15 protein-coding genes are annotated in these 19,893 nt (G+C 58.5%); 6 read left to right on the forward strand and 9 right to left on the reverse strand.

Annotation, left to right across the window (positions count from 1 at the left end; genetic code table 11):
• Nucleotides 1–38 precede the first annotated feature (38 nt).
• Both degP and dgt read right to left on the reverse strand, forming a co-directional pair.
• Nucleotides 39–1,484, reverse strand: a complete 1,446-nt coding sequence (gene degP, locus ACO6VX_RS18900) for a serine endoprotease DegP (RefSeq protein ID WP_010671858.1) — start codon at nt 1,482–1,484, stop codon at nt 39–41.
• Nucleotides 1,485–1,618: 134 nt separating this feature from the next.
• Nucleotides 1,619–3,109, reverse strand: coding sequence for a dGTPase (gene dgt / locus ACO6VX_RS18905; RefSeq protein WP_010254077.1), 1,491 nt, complete (start codon nt 3,107–3,109; stop codon nt 1,619–1,621).
• Nucleotides 3,110–3,201: 92 nt separating this feature from the next.
• Between dgt and mtnN the strand changes: the two genes are divergently transcribed.
• The 3 genes from mtnN (at nt 3,202) to ACO6VX_RS18920 (ending at nt 5,062) form a co-directional block, all read left to right on the forward strand.
• Nucleotides 3,202–3,900, forward strand: coding sequence for a 5'-methylthioadenosine/S-adenosylhomocysteine nucleosidase (gene mtnN, locus ACO6VX_RS18910; RefSeq protein ID WP_033756625.1), 699 nt, complete (start codon nt 3,202–3,204; stop codon nt 3,898–3,900).
• Nucleotides 3,893–4,687, forward strand: a complete 795-nt coding sequence (btuF, locus tag ACO6VX_RS18915) for a vitamin B12 ABC transporter substrate-binding protein BtuF (protein ID WP_422458265.1) — start codon at nt 3,893–3,895, stop codon at nt 4,685–4,687. The genes mtnN and btuF overlap by 8 nt, the downstream gene beginning before the upstream one ends.
• 123 nt (nt 4,688–4,810) lie before the next feature.
• Entirely contained in the window at nt 4,811–5,062 is a 252-nt protein-coding gene (locus ACO6VX_RS18920) for a hypothetical protein (protein WP_010254068.1), read from the forward strand.
• Between the two features lie 30 nt (nt 5,063–5,092).
• Here the strand turns inward: ACO6VX_RS18920 and erpA are convergent, their stop codons facing one another.
• On the reverse strand, nt 5,093–5,440 hold the full coding sequence (erpA, locus tag ACO6VX_RS18925; protein WP_010254064.1) for an iron-sulfur cluster insertion protein ErpA: 348 nt from the start codon (nt 5,438–5,440) through the stop codon (nt 5,093–5,095).
• Between the two features lie 203 nt (nt 5,441–5,643).
• Between erpA and hemL the strand changes: the two genes are divergently transcribed.
• A complete protein-coding gene (hemL, locus tag ACO6VX_RS18930; protein ID WP_010254062.1) occupies nt 5,644–6,924 on the forward strand; it encodes a glutamate-1-semialdehyde 2,1-aminomutase in 1,281 nt (426 codons plus the stop codon).
• 355 nt (nt 6,925–7,279) lie between these two features.
• Here the strand turns inward: hemL and fhuB are convergent, their stop codons facing one another.
• The 6 genes from fhuB to hrpB all read right to left on the reverse strand — a co-directional run bounded on the left by fhuB (nt 7,280) and on the right by hrpB (nt 18,505).
• Nucleotides 7,280–9,259 (reverse strand): Fe(3+)-hydroxamate ABC transporter permease FhuB, encoded by a 1,980-nt coding sequence (gene fhuB, locus ACO6VX_RS18935; RefSeq protein WP_159226624.1) that lies wholly within the window; start codon nt 9,257–9,259, stop codon nt 7,280–7,282.
• Nucleotides 9,259–10,137: a Fe(3+)-hydroxamate ABC transporter substrate-binding protein FhuD gene (gene fhuD / locus ACO6VX_RS18940; protein ID WP_010671855.1), complete on the reverse strand. Its 879-nt coding sequence runs from the start codon at nt 10,135–10,137 to the stop codon at nt 9,259–9,261. Before fhuD ends, fhuB begins: the two co-directional genes overlap by 1 nt.
• Nucleotides 10,138–10,147: 10 nt before the next feature.
• Complete coding sequence (gene fhuC / locus ACO6VX_RS18945) at nt 10,148–10,942, reverse strand: Fe3+-hydroxamate ABC transporter ATP-binding protein FhuC (RefSeq protein ID WP_010254053.1); 795 nt, start codon at nt 10,940–10,942, stop codon at nt 10,148–10,150.
• Between the two features lie 39 nt (nt 10,943–10,981).
• Complete coding sequence (gene fhuA, locus ACO6VX_RS18950; protein ID WP_033756618.1) at nt 10,982–13,186, reverse strand: ferrichrome porin FhuA; 2,205 nt, start codon at nt 13,184–13,186, stop codon at nt 10,982–10,984.
• A gap of 199 nt (nt 13,187–13,385) precedes the next feature.
• On the reverse strand, nt 13,386–15,923 hold the full coding sequence (mrcB, locus tag ACO6VX_RS18955; protein ID WP_022625444.1) for a bifunctional glycosyl transferase/transpeptidase: 2,538 nt from the start codon (nt 15,921–15,923) through the stop codon (nt 13,386–13,388).
• A gap of 98 nt (nt 15,924–16,021) precedes the next feature.
• On the reverse strand, nt 16,022–18,505 hold the full coding sequence (gene hrpB / locus ACO6VX_RS18960) for an ATP-dependent helicase HrpB (protein ID WP_167430610.1): 2,484 nt from the start codon (nt 18,503–18,505) through the stop codon (nt 16,022–16,024).
• Between the two features lie 36 nt (nt 18,506–18,541).
• On the opposite strand from hrpB, the gene thpR reads away from it, so the two are divergent.
• Entirely contained in the window at nt 18,542–19,099 is a 558-nt protein-coding gene (gene thpR / locus ACO6VX_RS18965; protein WP_010671851.1) for an RNA 2',3'-cyclic phosphodiesterase, read from the forward strand.
• Nucleotides 19,077–19,781 (forward strand): DNA/RNA nuclease SfsA, encoded by a 705-nt coding sequence (sfsA, locus tag ACO6VX_RS18970; RefSeq protein WP_022625441.1) that lies wholly within the window; start codon nt 19,077–19,079, stop codon nt 19,779–19,781. The genes thpR and sfsA overlap by 23 nt, the downstream gene beginning before the upstream one ends.
• The last annotated feature ends 112 nt before the right edge of the window (nt 19,782–19,893 follow it).

Here is a 19,893-nt window from a genome sequence, read left to right on the forward strand (position 1 = left end):
GCGGACCGCAGTCCGCCTCTTCATCCGTTGCTGTTCGCTTACTGCATCAGCAGATAGATACTGCTGTCGCCGCGTTTCACATTCAGCGCCAGAACGGACGGCTTGCTGTCGAGAACTTTGCGCAGCTCACCCAGGTTGGTCACTACCTGCTGGTTAACGCCCTGGATCACATCGCCCTTTTTCAGGCCGATACGCGCCGCAGCACTGCCCGGTTTCACGTTATCAACCCGGACACCTTTGGTACCCGCTTCGATATTGCTGAGATCGGCGCCTTCAATGCCAGTGTAGATGGTCGCGGACTGCACTTTTGACTGGCTGCTCTGCTGCAACTTAACAGAGACATCGACCGGTTTGCCGTCACGCAGCAGCCCCAGTTTCAGGGTGGTGCCAACCGGCAGTGAGCCCACTTCCGCACGCAGCGAAGCAAAGCTGCTCAGCGGTTTACCGTTCATCGAGACAATGACGTCGCCCGCCTTAATACCGGCTTTGGCGGCAGCCGAGTCTGGCAGCACCTGGCTGACAAAGGCACCACGCTGTGCGTCGACCTTCATCGCTTTTGCCAGCTCGGAGTTCAGCTCAGTCCCCTGCACGCCCAGCTCGCCGCGTTTCACCTGACCAAACTCGACCATCTGTGCCGTCAGGTTTTTCACCATGTTGCTGGGGATAGCAAAGCCGATACCGATGTTGCCGCCATCGGGCGCCAGAATGGCGGTGTTAATCCCAATCAGTTCACCGTTGAGGTTAACCAGCGCACCACCGGAGTTGCCACGGTTAATGGCCGCATCTGTCTGGATAAAGTTTTCGTAGTTTTCCACGTTCAGGCCACTGCGTCCCAGCGCGGAGACGATACCTGAGGTGACCGTTTCACCCAGACCATAAGGGTTGCCGATCGCCACGGTATAATCGCCGACGCGCAGGTTGTCAGAGTCAGCGATTTTGACTGCGGTAAGATTTTTGGCTTCCTGCAGCTGAATCAGGGCAATGTCAGAGCTGGGATCTTTACCGATGACTTTGGCGTCATAGCGACGACCGTCGCTGAGCTGTACCTGAATTTTGGTGGCATTATTCACGACGTGGTTATTAGTTACCACATAGCCTTTGTCAGCGTTAATGATGACACCCGATCCCAGAGCACGGAATTTTTCCTGCTGTGTATCAGGCACTGGCGCGCCGCCGTTACCGCCTGCACCGTCGCCGTTCTGGCACATCGGTGAACCCTGGAACGGGGAACCATCCTGGCAGAATGGCGAATTGTCGCCAAAGAATTGCTGAAATTGCTGCGGCATACGCGGGGTTTTCACCGTGGTGGTCCCCTCGACGCTGATACTGACCACAGACGGCATCACCTTCTCCAGCATCGGTGCCAGACTTGGCTGTTGCAGGCTATCGGAAGAGGCCGTTTGCGCAGCAGAAACAGTAACAGGGGCGAGCGCCATGCTCAGGCTCAACGCCAGCGCACTTAACATTAAGGTCTTTTTTTTCATTTTTCGTTTCTCAATAAGATTACTGTTCAGACCATTGCTGTGGTCGAAAGGTGAGATAAATGTTTTAGCGCGAAGTTCCTTTAAAAGTTTAAGGCAAAAGTAAAAATTTATTCGCGCTCTTTACAATTGGCGGCTTATTCTACCGCCATCAGTCGTCGGTACTCATCCCAGGCATAGAGATCGGTCATACCACTGATATAATCCTGAATGAGCCGGAAACGATAATAACGTTCCCACAACAGACGCTGATATTTATGTTCGACAACCAGATTACGCATCTTATGCAAATAGGCTTTACGGTGTTTACCCGAGAGCTTATGAAAAAGCCGGGTTTCGATCGGATGCTGACGCAGGAAATCTTCATTTATCAGCGTGGTAAAGGCTTCGTAATTAAGGCGCATCAGCGGCTGATAGATCTCCAGCAGCCCTTTAATCACCCGGTAACCCTGCAACTCCAGCTGCTCTACTTCAGAATGATTAAAGACCTGCTGGCGCGCAACGGTTTTAAACAATTGCAGTAAGCGGCCCTCTTCACCCTCATCTTCCAGTAGTGCATGGTTAAAACTTCCATCGAATATAGCAGGGAGATTATCAACAAAACGTTTCACCGCATAGCTTACCAGTACGCTCTGAACATTTACGCGGAGTGACATAAAAAATTGATCGCTGCGGCTTCGGCGTTTTTTACTGCAGGCTTCACGCCAGGCTTCGCCAATAGTCCGGCTGAAAGCGTCATTATTTTTAACCGGCCCCCAGGCTTTATTGAGAAACTCATACAAACTTTCAACATTAAAGATATCTTTTTCTACAGCGTCGTCCAAATCGGCAATACAATAGGAGATATCATCCGCAGCTTCCATTATATAAGTCAGCGGAAAACGGTGGTGTTCTTCCATATTGGTGGCAGCACGCAGGTCGGCAATATAATCCTGCTCAGAGAGATAAAACCCAGGCTTCTTCATGAGTACGCTAAATTCGGCGGGCTTTTCCCCCTGCCACCAGGCAGGCGCGGTATATTTCAGGATGCAGGCGACCTGAGAATAACTGAGATTCAGTTGCAGCAGCGTATGCACCATCCGGATCGCCTGCGCATTGCCTTCAAAGTGACAGAGATCCTGGCGGATCATGGCGTTGAGTTGATCAAAGGCTTTACGCTGTGCTTCTCCTTCCACGCCGGCCACCAGCGGATCAACCAGCTCGGCAGAGAGGTTCTCTTCAAACCAGTCGTTAATCGCCGCCTCGCCAAAATGGCCAAAAGGTGGATTACCGACATCATGCATCAGACAGGCCATCTCAATCAGACTTTCAAACGCGCCTTCCAGCTCATCAAGACCATACTGCGCCAGCCCGCCCTGCATCTTCAGGGTTTGCAGGATCTCTTTGGTGATGTAACGCCCGGTCTGCTGCACCTCCAGCGAATGCGTCAGGCGGGAACGAACGGCAGCGTTACGCTCCAGCGGAAACACCTGCGTTTTTTGCTGCAAACGCCGGATTGCGGCGGAGTTTATAATCCGTCCGCGATCGCTCTCAAAATGGCGCGTAATGTAATATTCGCCTTCCGGTTCCTTGCGGCTGTTATAAGGGCGCGAGAAGCTGATCTTCTTCCTGAAATTGATCGCTGACATGGATTACCCCTTATTTTTTCGTGAATTAATCCCCTGAATGCCATGGTAGACTATGCCCTAAATTTTGATTCTTTACATTAGCGGAACTCACTATGAAAGCAGGCATTATTGGCGCGATGGAGCAGGAAGTCACACTGCTGCGCGACAAAATTGAAAACCGTCAAACGCTGTCGCTGGCGGGTTGTGAAATTTATACCGGCACCCTGCAGGGCGTTGAGGTGGCTCTGCTGAAATCGGGCATTGGTAAAACCTCTGCAGCGCTGGGTACCACGCTGCTGCTGCAGCTCTGCAAGCCGGATGTGGTGATCAACACCGGTTCGGCTGGCGGTTTAGCGCCGTCGCTCAGCGTCGGTGATATCGTGGTGTCAGAAGAAGTGCGTTATCACGATGCTGACGTCACCGCTTTTGGTTATGAGCCGGGTCAGATGGCGGGTTGTCCGGCCGCGTTTGTGGCAGACAGCAAGCTTATCGCCGCTGCAGAAGCCTGTATTCAGCAGCTGGATCTGAAAGCCGTACGCGGTCTGGTGGTCAGCGGTGATGCCTTTATCAATGGTGCCGAACCGCTGGCGCGCATTCGTAATCTGTTCCCGCAGGCGATTGCCGTTGAGATGGAAGCCACCGCTATCGGCCATGTCTGTCATCAGTTCCAGGTGCCTTTTGTGGTGGTCCGCGCCATTTCCGACGTGGCCGATAAGCAATCTCACCTCAGCTTTGATGAGTTCTTAAGCGTTGCGGCGAAGCAATCTTCGCTGATGGTGGAGAACCTGCTGGCGCATCTGGCGCGTGGCTAAAACGCTACTCCTCTGCTGGCTGCTGCTGTTGAGCGGCAGCCTGCTGGCTTCCCCGCCACGCGTGATTACCCTCTCCCCTCACCTTACCGAACTCGCCTTTGCTGCCGGGATTACCCCGATTGCGGTCAGCGCCTGGTCCGACCATCCGCCGCAGGCGAAACAGATTGAGCAGGTCGCAAACTGGCAGGGCATCAAGGCTGAACGTATTCTGCAGCTTAAGCCGGATCTGGTGTTAGCCTGGCGAGGCGGTAATCCGCAGCGGCAGATTGACCAGTTACAGCAGCTCGGCGTGCCGGTTAAATGGATAGATCCGCTGACGCTGGATGAGATGTTCACGGCGCTGGCCGATCTGGGCCACTGGAGTCCCAGACCGGAGCAGGCAACTCGCGCTGCCCGCCAGTTACGTCAGCAGGAAGCCGCGCTGCGTCAGCGCTATGCTCATCTGACTGCGGTTCCGCTTTTTTTGCAATTTGGTCAGCAGCCCCTGTTTACCGCCGCCAGAGCCACGCTGCAGAATGAAATTATTACGTTATGTGGTGGCAGGAACATCTTTGCTGACAGCCGCGTCAGCTGGCCGCAGGTCAGCCGTGAGCAGGTGCTGATGCGCCATCCTCAGGCCGTTGTGACGGGTGGCAGTGCGCAGCAGGCGGAAAACATCCGGGTGTTCTGGCGACCGCAGCTGGATGTACCGGTGATTGCCATCAACGAGGACTGGCTTAGCCGGCCAGGCCCGCGACTGCTGCTGGCCGCGCAGCAACTCTGTGCGGCCCTGCATCCCGATGAATAAATCAGCGAATTGATTAAAGTCACTGCGATTTTTGCCGTTGATCAATACCAGAGACGAACGCGCCACGTATGCTCGCCGTCCTTTTAGCGCTCCGGCGCTTTTTTAAAACACCAGGAACCTTATATGACCAGAGCACTGCTGCTGGCCATAGGGCTGTCGATCGCCGGTTCTGCCTTTGCAGGATCGATAAATGGCTCTATTGGCGCCAGACTTGTCATCTATTCACGCTGTGAAATCAACACGGCTAACGGCCAGCCCGCACCGCAGATCAACTGCGGCAGACAGGCAAGCGCGCAGCCGCGCGTAACAAACGGCCAGATTCAATCGCAGGGAAGTGTGAAGCAAAGTAACCGGCTGGTCACAATAGAATGGTAAACGAGGCCGTCTGTATGACGGCCTGCATTATCAGATACTGAAGGAAGAGCCACAGCCACAGGTGGTTTTGGCATTCGGGTTGGTCACGATAAAGCGTGAGCCTTCCAGACCTTCCGTGTAATCCACTGAACCGCCCACCAGATATTGCAGGCTCATCGGATCAACCACCAGTGAGACGCCCTGCTTTTCAATCGTCATGTCGCCATCATTCATCTGGTCATCAAAGGTGAAGCCGTACTGGAAACCACTGCAACCGCCACCGGTGATATAGACGCGAAGTTTCAGCGCCGGGTTCTCTTCGTCGGCAATCAGGTTCTTCACCTTGGTGGCTGCGGCGTCGGTAAACTGCAACGGCAGTGCTACTACTTCATCACTCATGTTTTACTCCGGTAAACGCCCAGGTCAGAAAACGACCTTAATTACGCTATTATCAGCCAGCACCTCAGCGCAATCAAGCTCTGCCCTTCGCACTCTGTGCCGCTTTCACTCCTGTTAAGGGCACAGGGGGTGAATCCACCTTTCGTCTGCTGCCCCTCTTCCGTAGAATGGCGCAATATTTTTATGAACCGCTGGAGCCGAAAATGAGTAAGTCCGAACAACTGTTTGCCGAGGCACAACGCCTGATCCCGGGTGGGGTAAACTCGCCAGTACGCGCATTTACCGGTGTGGGCGGCGTTCCGCTGTTTATTGAACACGCTGATGGCGCTTATCTCTATGACGCTGACGGCAAAGCCTATATCGACTATGTCGGCTCATGGGGTCCGATGGTGCTGGGTCATAACAACGCGGCGATTCGTAACGCCGTGATTGAAGCGGCACAGCGCGGCTTAAGTTTTGGCGCACCGACCGAAATGGAAGTGACCATGGCACAGCTGGTGTGTGAGCTGGTGCCGAGCATGGAGATGGTGCGGATGGTCAACTCCGGCACCGAAGCGACTATGAGCGCTATCCGTCTGGCGCGTGGCTTTACAGGCCGCGATAAAATCATCAAGTTTGAAGGCTGCTACCACGGCCACGCCGATCATCTGCTGGTGAAAGCCGGCTCCGGTGCGTTAACACTGGGTCAGCCGAACTCGCCGGGCGTACCGGCTGATTTCGCTAAACATACCCTGACCTGCACCTTTAACGATCTCGACTCAGTGCGCAGCGCTTTTGAGCAATATCCCGAGTCGATTGCGGCCATCATCGTTGAGCCGGTGGCTGGCAACATGAACTGCATCCCACCGCAGCCAGAGTTCCTGCCGGGTCTGCGTTCACTGTGTGATGAGTTCGGCGCACTGCTGATTATTGATGAAGTGATGACCGGTTTCCGTGTCGCGCTGGGTGGCGCGCAGGCTCATTACAATGTGCGCCCTGATTTGACCTGTCTCGGGAAAATCATTGGTGGCGGCATGCCAGTCGGTGCATTCGGTGGGCGTCGCGAAGTGATGGCAGCGCTGGCCCCGACCGGTCCGGTTTATCAGGCGGGAACGCTCTCTGGTAACCCAATCGCCATGGCGGCGGGTTTCGCCTGCCTGACGCAGATCGCGCAGCCGGGTACCCATGAGAAGCTGGATGCCCTGACCCGCAAGCTGGCAGAGGGTCTGCGTGAAGCAGCACAACAGCAAAATATCCCGCTGGTGATTAACCATGTTGGCGGGATGTTCGGCCTGTTCTTCACCGATGCTGACAGTGTGACCTGTTACGCCGATGTAACCCGCTGCGATGTGGAGCGCTTTAAAACCTTCTTCCACCTGATGCTTGAGGAGGGCGTTTACTTTGCGCCTTCAGCCTATGAAGCGGGCTTTATGTCGCTGGCGCACAGCGAAGAGGATATTCAGCGCACTGTCGACGCCGCGCGTCGTTGTTTCGCGAAGCTGTAATTGCGGCAGCGTTAAAGATGAAGACCGGCAGCAGCCGGTCTTTTGTTATTGATGAGGCTTGCCCCGCTCTGTTGTGAGAGGGTGCACGCACAGGAAACAGGGTCAGATCGGAAAGGCGCGAAAGCCGTCATCCATGACTCGCTCGGCCCGCGCGATTACGCACCTCATCCATGAGGTGCGCCCGTTGCCGGGCCAACGCTTCGCGTTGTTCAAAAACGCTCCCGGCGTTTTTGTCCCTGCCGCGGGACGCTTTCCTCCTCTGACCCAATTTCCTGCGCATTGAGCTTCTTCGTTGTTGTCAGATTCACCCTACTTTGGATCTGGCCGGCGTCTGAAACCAGCCTGCTTTTTCCTCTTAACCTGAACGCCGCAGCAGCCAGATAAAGTAAGGCGCGCCTAAAAAGGTCGCCATCAGCCCGGCTGGGATCTGATCCGGGAATGCCAGCATCCGTCCGCACCAGTCAGCCAGCACCATCAATCCCGCCCCCAGTAATCCTGACAGCAGCAGTTGCGGCAACGCCCGCCGGAATCCCAGCATGCGTGCCATATGGGGTGCCATTAGTCCGACAAAACTCAGCGGGCCGATAGTCAGTGTCGCGCTGGCGGTCAGCGCGGCCGCCAGCAGCAGCAGACTCAGCCGCGCAGGCGTCAACGCCATACCGGCCGAGCGTGCGGTAGCGCTTCCCAGCGGCAGCAATGTCAGCCAGCGACTGGCCAGCGGTGCCAGCGACACCAGCACCAGCGCGCAGATTGCGCTCTGAACCGCCTGAGTGCCGCTGATGTTATAGGTCGAGCCGGAGATCCAGCTTAGCAGCCCGCCCATACGCGGATCGCCACTCGCCAGCAGTAGCATCAGCAGGGTGACAAAGGCGCTGTTAAGCGCCATGCCCGCCAGCAGCATTCGTTCCGGCGAAAAGCCGCCCCGACTGGCTACCGCCATGATCACCAGCAACGTCAGCGCCGCGCCCAGCGCACCGGCGGGCAGCAGCCAGGCCAGCGCATCGCCCGGCACAAAGAACATCATCATCACCACGCCAAAAGCAGCACCCGAACTGATGCCCAGCACTTCCGGGCTGGCCATGGGATTGCCGGTCAGCCGCTGAATCAGACTCCCCGCCACGCCCAGCATCAGGCCGGTCACCAGCGCGGCCAGCACGCGCGGTGCGCGCCATGGCAGCAGCGATTGCAGCATCTCACCCGCAGACCAGACCCAGCCCTGCGCATCACGACCAAACGCCAGACCACCCCACCCCAGCAGTGCCAGGATGGCAAGCCCGGTCAGCGCCCAGCGCAGCAGGTTCTGTCGCTCGACGGGCACCTTATCACCCTGATTCAGCGCGGGCGGCACCGAACCGGTGCGCAGTCGCGGCAGCAGCCACAGCAGAATCGGTACGCCGAGCAGCGCCGTGGCGGTGCCGGTCGGGATATCGCGCCAGTGAGTGCTGAGCCACAACACGCAACTGTCCGCCAGCCACAGCAGCAGCGCGCCAGTCAGCGGAGCCAGCAGCATCCGGGTGATGAGCCGTCGTCCACCTAGCATCTTCGCCAGCAGCGGCGCAAACAGCCCGATAAAGCCGATGATACCGGCGACGTTGACCAGCTGTGCGCTGAGCAGGATCGCCAGCCCGAGGCCACCGACACGCGCCACGGAGAGCGCAAGGCCAAGGTTTTTCGCTACGCCATCATCCAGCCCCATCAGCGTCAGCGGACGCAGCAGCGCCAGCGCCAGCACAAACGCCAGCAGCAGGCGCGGCCAGAGTTGCTGCACATTTTCCCAGCTCATCTGATTCAGCGCGCCGGTGCTCCACAGAAACATGTTCTGCAGCTGATCGTGATTGAAGATAGCGAAGATTTGATTCACCGCGCCGCTGTAGAGGCTCAGCACCAGCCCGGCCAGAATCAGCGTTACCGGCGACAGACGTTTGCCCCAGGCCACACCAAACACCAGCGCGCCCACCAGCAGCGCGCCACTGAGCGCGGCAAACTGCTGTGTCAGCGCCCCGCCCGGCAGATGCCACAGCGTCGCCACGGTAATGCCCAGCTGTGCGCCGGAAGAGACGCCCAGCGTGGTTGGCTCCGCCAGCGGATTACGCAATATCTGCTGAAACAGCAGACCGGCTAAGCCCAGCCCGGCACCCACCAGCAGCGCCAGTACCGTGCGCGGCAGCAGGCTGTAGTGAAACACCATCTGCGGCAGGCTATCGACCACCGGTGACCAGAGTGCCTGCCACCATTCAGCCTGTGGCAACGCCTGATGCAGATTGACCAGCGTCAGGCTGAGCGCCAGCAGAAACAGCAGGCTGAGGAGGCCTGCGGGAAACAGAGCATGGCGCATCAGTGCGTCTCCAGCGCGCGTTCCAGCACGCGAACAAAGTGCAGCGCCGAGAGCGTCGCACCGTAATACCAGACGGCCGGGACGCGCTGAAAGCGTCCGGTGCGTACAAACGGCAGCGACTGCCACAGCGGGCTGCGCATCAGTTGCTGCATCTCCGCATCGTTATCATGATCAAAGCAGATGACATCCACTTCCCCGACCTGCGCCAGCTTTTCAATGCCGATCACCGCGCTGCCCCAGAAATTTGTTTCGCCCTGCCAGCCATTTTTCAGGCCCAGCAGAGTCATCACTTCCAGAAACAGACTGTTTTTGCCGAAGGTAATGGCGTGACGACTGTCGAGCAGCGACATCAGCAGGATAGTGCGTCCGGCATAGGGCGCCAGCCGCTGGCGCGCCGCCGCCAGCTGATCATCGACCTCGCGCAGATGCTGTTCCGCTCGCGCGCTTAATCCAAGGCGCGCCGCCAGCTGACGCAGCGATGCGCGCGCGGCAGTGAGAGGTTTCCCGTCGCCGCTGTGGAGGTCGAAGCCCATAATGGGCGCGATGCGCGTCAGTTTCTCTTTAGGCGGGCCGTAGCCGTTGGAGCAGAGGATCAGCGACGGCTGCATTTGCGCCATCAGCTCAAGATTGGGTTCGGTGCGCAGACCTACATCGATCACGCCCTCAGGCAGCGGCGGCTCCCCTACCCAGATGTTGTAGTTGTGCAGATCGGCCACGCCCCAGGGCGTGACGCCTAATGCTATCAGCAGTTCGGTGGGTAACCACTCCAGTGCAATAATCCGACCCGGATTTGGCGTGGCGGCACGCAGGGGAAGCGCACAAAACAGCGGAGAGACTGCCAGCGCCAGCATCAGTCGGCGGCGATTAAGATCGGGCATCATCCTCTCCTTAACAGACAAAACTGACCGGCGCGCCGCCCTGCGGGTGCGGTAAAATGCCCATCGGAATGCCATAAATCGCACCGAGCACCTCAGCCTGCATAATCGCCTCTGCGTCACCTTCGGCAATCATCGCGCCCTGACGCAGTGCCACCAGATGATCGCAGTAGCGTGCTGCCATATTAATATCGTGCAGCACCGCAATCACGGTTAAGCCGCGCTGCTGGCTCAGCGCTTTTATCAACGCCAGCACCTCAACCTGATGGGCAATATCCAGTGCCGACGTCGGTTCATCCAGCAGCAGACAGCGGCTGTTCTGCGCCACCATCATCGCCAGCCAGGCGCGCTGACGCTCGCCGCCCGACAGGCTATCTACCAGCCGTCCGGCAAAGGCATTAAGCCCGACCTGGGCAATCGCATCCTCTACCCGGTCGCGATCTTCCTGACCAAAGCGCCCCAGCGCGCCGTGCCAGGGATAGCGGCCAATCGCCACCAGTTCACGCACCGTCATCCCTTCGGCTGCCGGTAACTGCTGCGGCAGATAGGCCACCTGACGGGCAAAGGCTTTGCTGTTCCAGCGTCCGACGGGCTGCTGATTCAACAGCACCTCTCCGCTGCTGGCCGCGTGGTGACGACCCAGCATTTTTAACAGTGTTGATTTGCCCGAGCCGTTGTGACCGATCAGCCCGGTCACTTTTCCCGGCGGAAAGGTCAGCGACAGTGGCTGAAGGAGCGTCCGGCCCGGCACTTCAAAACTGGCGTTTTTCAGCGTAAAGGTCGCCTCTTCTGCGTGCGGATACGGCATGGTTATCCCTGTGAACGGGCGCCGAAGCGCCCGGTTAAATCAGAATCTGAAGGTTGCGGTGCCGACAATCTGGCGCTCCGCACCCCAGTAGCAGGCGTATTCACGATAGCAGCTGGCGACGTAGTCGCGGTCAAACAGATTGTTGACGTTGACGCCCACAGTCGAACCCGGCAAACCGAAACGACCCAGATCATATTTCAGCGCCGCATCCACCGTGGTGTAACCGGCAACTTTAAAGTTCTGGTTCTGCTCAGTGCCAGTGCTGTAAAGCCCCTGGCTCTCACCGACATAACGCACACCCGCGCCGATCGTCACGCCTGACAAAGCGGTTTCGTGGAAGGTGTAGTCGCTCCACAGTGAGGCCATATGTTTCGGCACCTGCACCGGTGTTTTGCCTTTGAGCTGGGTGTCTTCGGTATATTCCGCATCGGTGTAGGTGTAGGACGCCGTCAGGTTAACGTTGGCATTCAGCGCCGCTTTAGCTTCCAGCTCTACGCCCCGTGACCGGATTTCACCGCTCTGAACGCTGAAAAAAGCTCTGTTTGGATCGGGATCGGCAGTCAGGTTCTTGGTTTTGGTCAGCTGATAAAGCGCGGCGGTGAGCACCACCGGACGATCTTTCGGTACATATTTCACGCCCGCTTCATACTGCTTAGCACGTGACGGATCAAATGCCTGACCCTCATAGGTCGAACCTGCATTCGGAATAAAGGCTTCGCTGTAGCTGAAGTAAGGCGCGATGCCATTATCAAACACATAGTTCAGGCCGCCGCGCCAGGTAAAGGCCTGATCGTTCTGGCGATCAACGCTATCCGCTACCCGATCGTAAACCGAGTTCATGGCATAGTCGTAGCGGCCACCCAGCGTCAGCACCCAGCGGTTCCACTCCATCTGGTCCTGAGCATAGAGGCCGGTCTGACGCTGTTTGTTGAGATGCTGATAGGGATCGGCAAATGGCGTTACGCTGTTATCGCCATATTGCGGATTAACCGCATTCAGGCTGGAGGCAGTGCCAAACTGTGCGTCGATATCATTGCGGGTACGCTGGAAGTCCACGCCCAGCAGCAGCGTATGATCAACCTGGCCGGTGGCGAATTTCGCCTGCGCCTGGGTATCGACCGCCAGTTGGTTGAGTTTCTCTTCTGAAACCGCCGAACCGCGCGTGATTTCCTGAGTCGCCGGCAGGAAACCATTGCCATAAATGCTGCGGTAATCGGTGCGCAGGTCGGCATAACGCAGGTTCTGGCGCAGCGTCCAGGTGTCGTTAAAGCTGTGCTCGGCGTTATAACCGACCATTTTGGTGTTGCGTGAAATCTTGTTGCTCTGCTCGCCCTCATCGAAGTTGGTCGGCAGTTTGTACTGGCTGCCATCAGCGCGGGTGATCGGTACCACCGTGCCCTGACGCGGCAGCCAGCCGTAATAACCGGTTTCTGGCTCGTTCTGGAAATAGGTCAGCAGGTCAATGCGGGTGCGATCGTCGGGACGCCAGCTGAAAGCCGGTGCGATGGTGTAGCGCTTCTCTTTGTTCATCGCCTGCTGCGCATCCTGACTGCGCGCCTGGCCGGTCAGGCGATAGCTGTAGACGCCGTCGTCGTCCAGCGCGCCGCCAAAGTCAAAGCCGGTCGAGAAGAGGTTGTCGTTGCCCATCTGGAACTGCACTTCGCGCAGGGTTTCCTGGGTCGGACGCTTACTCACCAGCGAGACCACGCCGCCGGGATTGCTCTTACCGTAGAGCACCGAAACCGGGCCGCGCAGCAGTTCAGCGCGTTCCAGGAAGTAAGGATCGATGGCAAACTCAGAGTAGTTATCACCCTGCAGTTTCAGACCATCCAGATACTGATTGGTGTTGGTTTCGCTGAAACCGCGAATCGACAACGCATCAATCACGTCTGAGCTGCCCCGGTTACCGGTCAGCACGCCAGGCGTGTAGTTAAACGCCCCTTTCACACTGGTTACGTTACGCATCTCCATCTCTTCACGGGTGACCACGGAGATGGACTGCGGATTTTTTTCAATGGGGGTATCAGTTTTGGTCCCGGTGGCGCTGCGTTTCGCTGCCACGGTGGGTGCTGGTCCCCAGGCGCTTTCCGCCTCGACGCCGCTGCCGCCATCAGCCGAGACGACCATCGTCTCCGTCTGCGCGGCGTAAAGAGAGGAGCTCAGGCTCAGTGAGATCATGATGCCCAGAAGCGGTCGGGAAAATGTTTTTTTGGTGTTGTCAGAAAAAGTCGTTCGCGCATTCATAAAAGTGTCTCTTAACAATAGGCTCAGGCAGGCGAATCGAAACGATAATGATTATTATAACGCTTAGATAATATGCGAAATTCAGCAGGCACTGCAAGAAGAAATCCCAGTAGTGACGCCGTTTGCAGGCCGATTGACGCGTATTGATCAGGAACAAAAAAAGGGCGCCGAAGCGCCCTTTTTAACCTGTCTGACTGATTTATTTGCCAAACATATCTTTTATCCACCCTGCTACGCCGTCGCTATCTTTCTGCTCCTGCTGTTGCTGGGCCGGTTGTTGCGGCTGCTGCTGCTGCTGTTGCTGCTGCTGATCGAAGAGCTGTTGTTGCTGCTGAACCTGCTGCTGCTGTTGCTGACACAGCGCATTCGGATCCAGCGCCCACACCGGCAGAGAACGCCAGGTACTGCTGCCCGTGCCGCAGACAAAGTTACCGGCAGAATCCACATTCATCAGCGACACATCTTCCGGCGGCGTCAGCTGTAACGGCATCGGGGCCTGAATGTCCAGGTAGCGACGGTAGAGCTGCATCGCGCCGCTGGCACCATAGAGTTTGGTCGGCTGGTTGTTATCGCGTCCCACCCAGGTGATCGCCACTTCTTTACCATCAATACCGGCAAACCAGCTGTCCACCAGATCGTTGGTGGTACCGGTTTTGCCCGCCAGATGCGCATTCGGGAAACGTGCGCCCAGTGCACGGGCGGTACCGTGGTCAGCCACCTGTTGCATGGTGTAGAGCGTCAGATAAGCGGCCTGCGCCGGCTCAACACGCTGCGCCTGCGGATAGCTCTGATAGAGCACGCTGCCATCTTCCGCAATCACCGAACGCACCGCTGACAGCGACGCGCGGTTGCCGCCGCTGGCAATCGACTGGAACGCCTGAGCCACTTCAACCGGCGTCAGGTTTAAGGCACCCAGCAGCATCGATGGCACCGGATGCAGCTGCTCTTTCGGCACGCCCAGCTTGTTCCAGGTATCCACCACCGCATCCAGCCCCAGCGTCATGCCGAGGTTTACGGTCGGCACGTTCATTGAGTTGGTCAGCGCATCCACCAGCATCACTTTGCCGCTGAAGCGACGATCGTCGTTCATCGGTTTCCAGATGCTGCCGTTTGGCTGTTTCAGCGCAATCGGTTCATCGGCGATCCAGCTGTTCAGCCGGTAGCTGTTTGGCTGGCTCAGCGCGGTCAGGTAAGTCGCCGGTTTCGCCAGTGAGCCGATAGAGCGGCGTGCCTGCAGCGCGCGGTTGTAACCGGCATACTGTGGATCGGCACCGCCGACCATAGCGCGGACTTCGCCGCTGAAACGGTCAACCACCACCATCGCGGTTTCCAGATCTTTCAGACCACGCTGTTTTTTCAGCGTCGGAATGCCATCGATCACCGCCTTTTCGGCCGCATCCTGCGACACCGGATCCAGCGTGGTGAAGATTTTCACCCCGGAGAGATCTTTCACCTTGTCGCCCAGTTTCGCCTGAAGCTCGTTACGCACCATCTGCATAAAGGCCGGCTGCGGCGTAATCACGCCGCCTTTCGGCTGCACGCCCAGCGGACGGGCCGACAGCATGTCATACAGCTCCTGGTCGATTACTTTCTGCTGCTGCAACAGGCGCAGCACGAGGTTGCGTCGTTCCAGCGCCAGTTTCGGGTTACGCCACGGATTATAGAGCGACGCGCCTTTCACCATGCCGACCAGCATCGCCTGCTGATCCAGACTCAGCTCATCAACCGGACGGCCAAAGTAGTAGAGGCTGGCCAGCGGGAAACCGCGGATCTGATCGCTGCCAGCCTGACCGAGATAGACCTCGTTCAGGTAGAGCTCCAGGATGCGATCTTTGCTGTAGCGCGCATCCATGATCACCGCCATGTAGGCTTCACGCGCTTTACGCCACAGCGAACGCTCGTTGGTGAGGAACAGGTTCTTCACCAGCTGCTGCGTCAGCGTACTGCCGCCCTGCACCGCTTTCCCGGCCGTGATGTTCGCCAGGAAGGCGCGGCCAATGGAGTAAGGGCTGATGCCATCATGCTCATAGAAATGGCGATCTTCGGTGGCGATCAGCGTATCGACCAGCAGATCCGGGAAACCGGCGCGCGGTACGAAGAGTCGCTGTTCACCGTTCGGCGACTGCAGCATGGTGATCAGACGCGGATCGAGGCGGAAAAAGCCAAAATCACGACCGGTTTCAAGGTTTTTAATCTCGCTCAGCTCATCTTTACTGAAGCTCATGCGCGCGTGGATCTGCCCCTCTTTACTGTCGGGGAAATCAAACGGGCGACGCAGCAGATCGATGGTGTTGCCCTTCACCGAAAACTCGCCAGGGCGGGTAATACGGGAGACTTCGCGATACTGAGTACCTTCCAGCAGCGCCACCATTTCACTTTTGTTGTAGGCCATGCCGGGTTCCAGGCTGACCATGCGGCCATAGACGGTGGCGGGCAGTTGCCACACTTTACCGTCAATCCGGCTGCGAATTTCCGAGTCGAGGTAGATGCCCCACGCGGCCATGACCACCACAAACACCAGGAACAGTTTGATTACCCATCCCAGCCAACGGCGTTTGCCGCGCGGCGGTTTTCCACCTTTACCTTTACGTGGCACCGGCGCTTCCTCCTCGTCATCATTAAAATCGTCCTGATCGATATCCTGTTCGATATCCCTGCGTCGTCCCCGGCCCGCACTGCTGCGCGGCGGCAACGGTTTACCTTTGCGCCCTATTGGTTCGCGATCGTTCCCAGACATTACTTTTCTTCTCCAGGCAGTGCTTACGGCAGCGCCGCTACTCTAACTGCTTTCTCGCGTGCCGCATGGCAGAACCCTCTGAATTCGATCCAGCGGACTCAACCCTGCGGGGACATTTTTTTGGTTCGCCTTGTTGGCAAGGCGGTGGCCGGATCCTCGGGCCAGGGATGTTTAGGATAACGTCCCTTCATCTCTTTCCTGACCTCCGGCCAGGCACCGCGCCAGAACGCCGCCAGATCGCGGGTGATCTGCAACGGGCGCTGGGCGGGCGATAACAGCTCCAGCACCAGCGGAATTCGTCCTTCCGCCACGGTGGGATTCTGCGCCTCGCCAAACATCTCCTGAATCCTTACCGCCAGCGCGGGCGGCTTCTCCGCATCGTAGCGGATTGGCAGCCGGCTTCCGGTGGGCACAGTGTAATGAGTTGGCAGCACAGTATCCAGCCGCTGACGCTGTGACCATGTGAGTAAATGTAAGAGTGCCGTGGTCAGGTTCACCGCCTGCAGGCTGCGGAGATCGCGTACCGCTGACATCTGCGGCAACAGCCACTGCGACAGGCTCTCAAGCAGCGTTTCATCGTCGGTCGCGGGCCAGCTCTCTTCCGGCAGCCACCGGGCCGCACACTGGATTCGCAGACGCAGCTGTTCGGCCTCCGGCGTCCAGCCCAGTACCGACAGACCTTTTTCGACGATCCAGCGCAGCATGGCCGCGTGCAGCACCTCCGGTTCCGGGCGCGCCATCGGCTGGGTTTTCAGTATCAGCGCGCCAATCTGCTCACGTCTGAAAGCACGCAGCGTGCCTTTCTCTTCGTCCCACTCTACTTCGGTCCGGCGCTCAATCAGGGCGGGCTGCTGCTGGCACAGCGTTTCAATATCGACCGGCAGTGCCAGCAACATCCGGGCATCCGGTGTGGCACTGCCCTGCAACAGAGCAGGCGCAATCAGCCACTCATTACGCGTCAGGCCATCCTGCTCATCGAGTCTGGCGCCCAGCCCGTTGGCCAGCTGATAGCGACCGCTCTGATCGCGTCGCCGCGCCAGCCGATCGCCAAAGCCCACCGCCAGCAATCCGGCGAAACGATCTTCATCGATGCGCCCGCCACGGATTTTAAGCCGCTGCTGCCACTGCTGCGCCCGCCGCTGCCATTGCGCCTGCGGCCGATGCAGCGCATCACGCAGGTCGGTGCTGCCGCTGCGGGGAGGATCTTCCAGAATCGCCACCAGCAGCGCGGCGCTGGCGACCGCATCCGGCTCATCGCTTGCGGCACACAGTATGGCGGCGAGTCGGGGATCGCATCCCAGCTGCGCCATGCGCCGTCCCAGCGTGTTGAGCAGGCCGTTGTTGTCCAGTGCTCCCAGTCGGGTCAGCTGCTGCTGCGCCGCATCCAGATTTCTGGCGGGCGGCTGGTCCAGCCACTGCAGCTGTTGCGGCTGGGTACAGCCCCACTGCAGCAGATCCAGCCACAGTGACGAGAGATCGCTGTTAACGATTTCCGGTTCACTCTGCGCCGCCGCTCGTGATGCCTGCTCCTGCGGCACCAGATGCAGGCAGAGTCCCGGCATCAGTCGCCCGGCGCGACCCGCTCGCTGGATCATCGATGCCTGGCTGATTCGCTGGGTCTGCAGACGCGTCACGCCGCTGCGGGCGTCAAACAGAGCGCTGCGTTCCAGCGCACTGTCGACCACCAGCCGAATCCCCTCAATGGTCAGGCTGGTTTCGGCGATATTGGTGGCAAGCACCACTTTGCGGCGGCCGTCGGCAGCAGGCAGAATTGCCCGGCGCTGCGCCGCCAGCGGCAGTGCGCCATAGAGCGGCGTCAGATCAACGTCGTCACTGATGCGTGATTCCAGCTCGCGCTTCACCCGTTCGATCTCCGCCACACCCGGCAGAAACAGCAGCAGCGAACCGCTCTCATCCCGCAGCAGCTGGGCGACTTCACGCGCGACCGCCTCTTCAAAACGCACATTCTGATTCAGTGACGCGTAACGCCGCTCAACCGGATAGCTGCGCCCTTCTGAGACGATCAGTGGCGCATCCGGCAGCAGCGCCGCCAGCCGGGCGTTGTCCAGCGTGGCGGACATCAGCATGATTTTAAGGTCGTCGCGCAGCCCCTGCTGTACATCAAGCAGCAGCGCCAGCGCCAGATCGGCCTGCAGGCTGCGCTCGTGAAATTCATCGAGGATCACCAGCGACACGCCTTCCAGCATCGGGTCGTGCTGAAGCATGCGGGTGAGCATGCCTTCGGTCACCACTTCCAGCCGGGTCTGTGGCCCGACGCAGCTTTCGCCACGCATCCGGAATCCCACCGTGCCACCCGGCTGCTCGCCGAGTTGCTCCGCCAGCCGCTGCGCCACATTACGCGCCGCCAGCCGACGTGGCTCCAGCATGATGATCCGTCCCGGCAGCGCCGCCTGCTGTAACAACTGCAGCGGCAGCCAGGTTGATTTGCCTGCCCCCGTGGGCGCGGCCAGCAGGATTTGTGGGGCGTCACTCAGCGCCGCCAGGATGTCAGGCAGCACCGCGCTGACCGGTAAATCGCTCACAGCAAACTCCGCTTCTGCCTGTGCTAAGATGGCGCGCATTGTAGCATCCATCCGTGATATTTGCCGGAGAGCGCCATGGCGACACAACGCTTATTTTTTGCCATCAGCCTGCCTGACGAGATGCAGCAAGAGCTGGTGCGCTGGCGGGCCGATACCTTTCCTGCGGAGGCGGGCCAGCCGGTGGTCGCGGCGAATCTGCACCTGACGCTGGCGTTTCTGGGTGAAGTTGCGCCGGAAACCTCACAGCGCCTGCAGACGCTGGCCTCCCGTATTGTGCAGCCCGGTTTTGATCTCGACCTGGATGATGCCGGACACTGGCCGCGCCCCGGCGTGGTCTGGCTCGGCTGCCAGCGCGCGCCACGCGGTCTGTTGCAGCTCGCCAGCCTGCTGCGGGCCCAGGCCGCCCGGCATGGCTGTTACCAGAGCCCCCAGCCGTTTCATCCGCACATCACGCTGTTACGCCACGCCACGCAGCCGGTGACGTTACCGCCGCGCGGCTTTCACTGGCGTTTTCGCGTCTCCACCTTTTCTCTGTTCGCCTCTGAATATGCCCGGGGCCGCACCCGCTATCGCGCCCTGGCTAGCTGGCCATTACATTCTCAGGATCCACATGCACTTCTCTCCGCCCCTTAAACCCGCCCGTCTGATCGTCCGTTACAAACGTTTTTTGGCCGATGTGGTGACGCCAGAGGGCGACGTTCTGACAATTCACTGCGCCAATACCGGCGCCATGACCGGCTGCGCCACGCCGGGCGATCGGGTCTGGTACTCGACGTCCGACAGCCTGACGCGCAAATACCCCCACAGCTGGGAACTGACCGAAACACAACAGGGCCACTGGATCTGCGTGAATACGCTGCGCGCCAACCAGCTGGTGGCTGAGGCGCTGGAGCAGGATCGGCTGCCGGCGCTGGCCGGTTATACGCATCGTCAGGCGGAAGTGAGATATGGCACTGAAAAAAGCAGAATTGATTTCCTGCTCAAAGCAGAGGCCCGGCGCAACTGCTATATTGAGGTGAAATCCGTAACCCTTCTACATGAAGGAAAAGGGTATTTTCCGGATGCGGTGACGATTCGAGGACAGAAACACCTGCGTGAACTGGCAACAGTTGCGGCAGAGGGTCATCGGGCCGTTTTGTTGTTTGCCGTTTTGCACTCGGGGATTGAGGACGTTTCTCCGGCACGTCACATTGATGTGGCGTATGCAGAACAACTGGCTCAGGCGCAGCAGGAGGGCGTAGAGGTTTTAGCGTATCAGGCAGACTTATCGGCGGAGGGAATGTTTCTTAAATCGCCGATCAACGTAACCTTGTAATATCTTTTGCAATTTTATGTGTTAAGAATGTTCTGAGCTAAGGGCCAATTACGCTGTTCCTCACAGGCTTGTCAAGGTGTGTTCATGAAGAATTGCCAACCCTGACTGCTTC

The organism is Pantoea sp. BJFS-204 (assembly GCF_049310725.1).
GTDB classification, from domain to species: domain Bacteria; phylum Pseudomonadota; class Gammaproteobacteria; order Enterobacterales; family Enterobacteriaceae; genus Pantoea; species Pantoea agglomerans.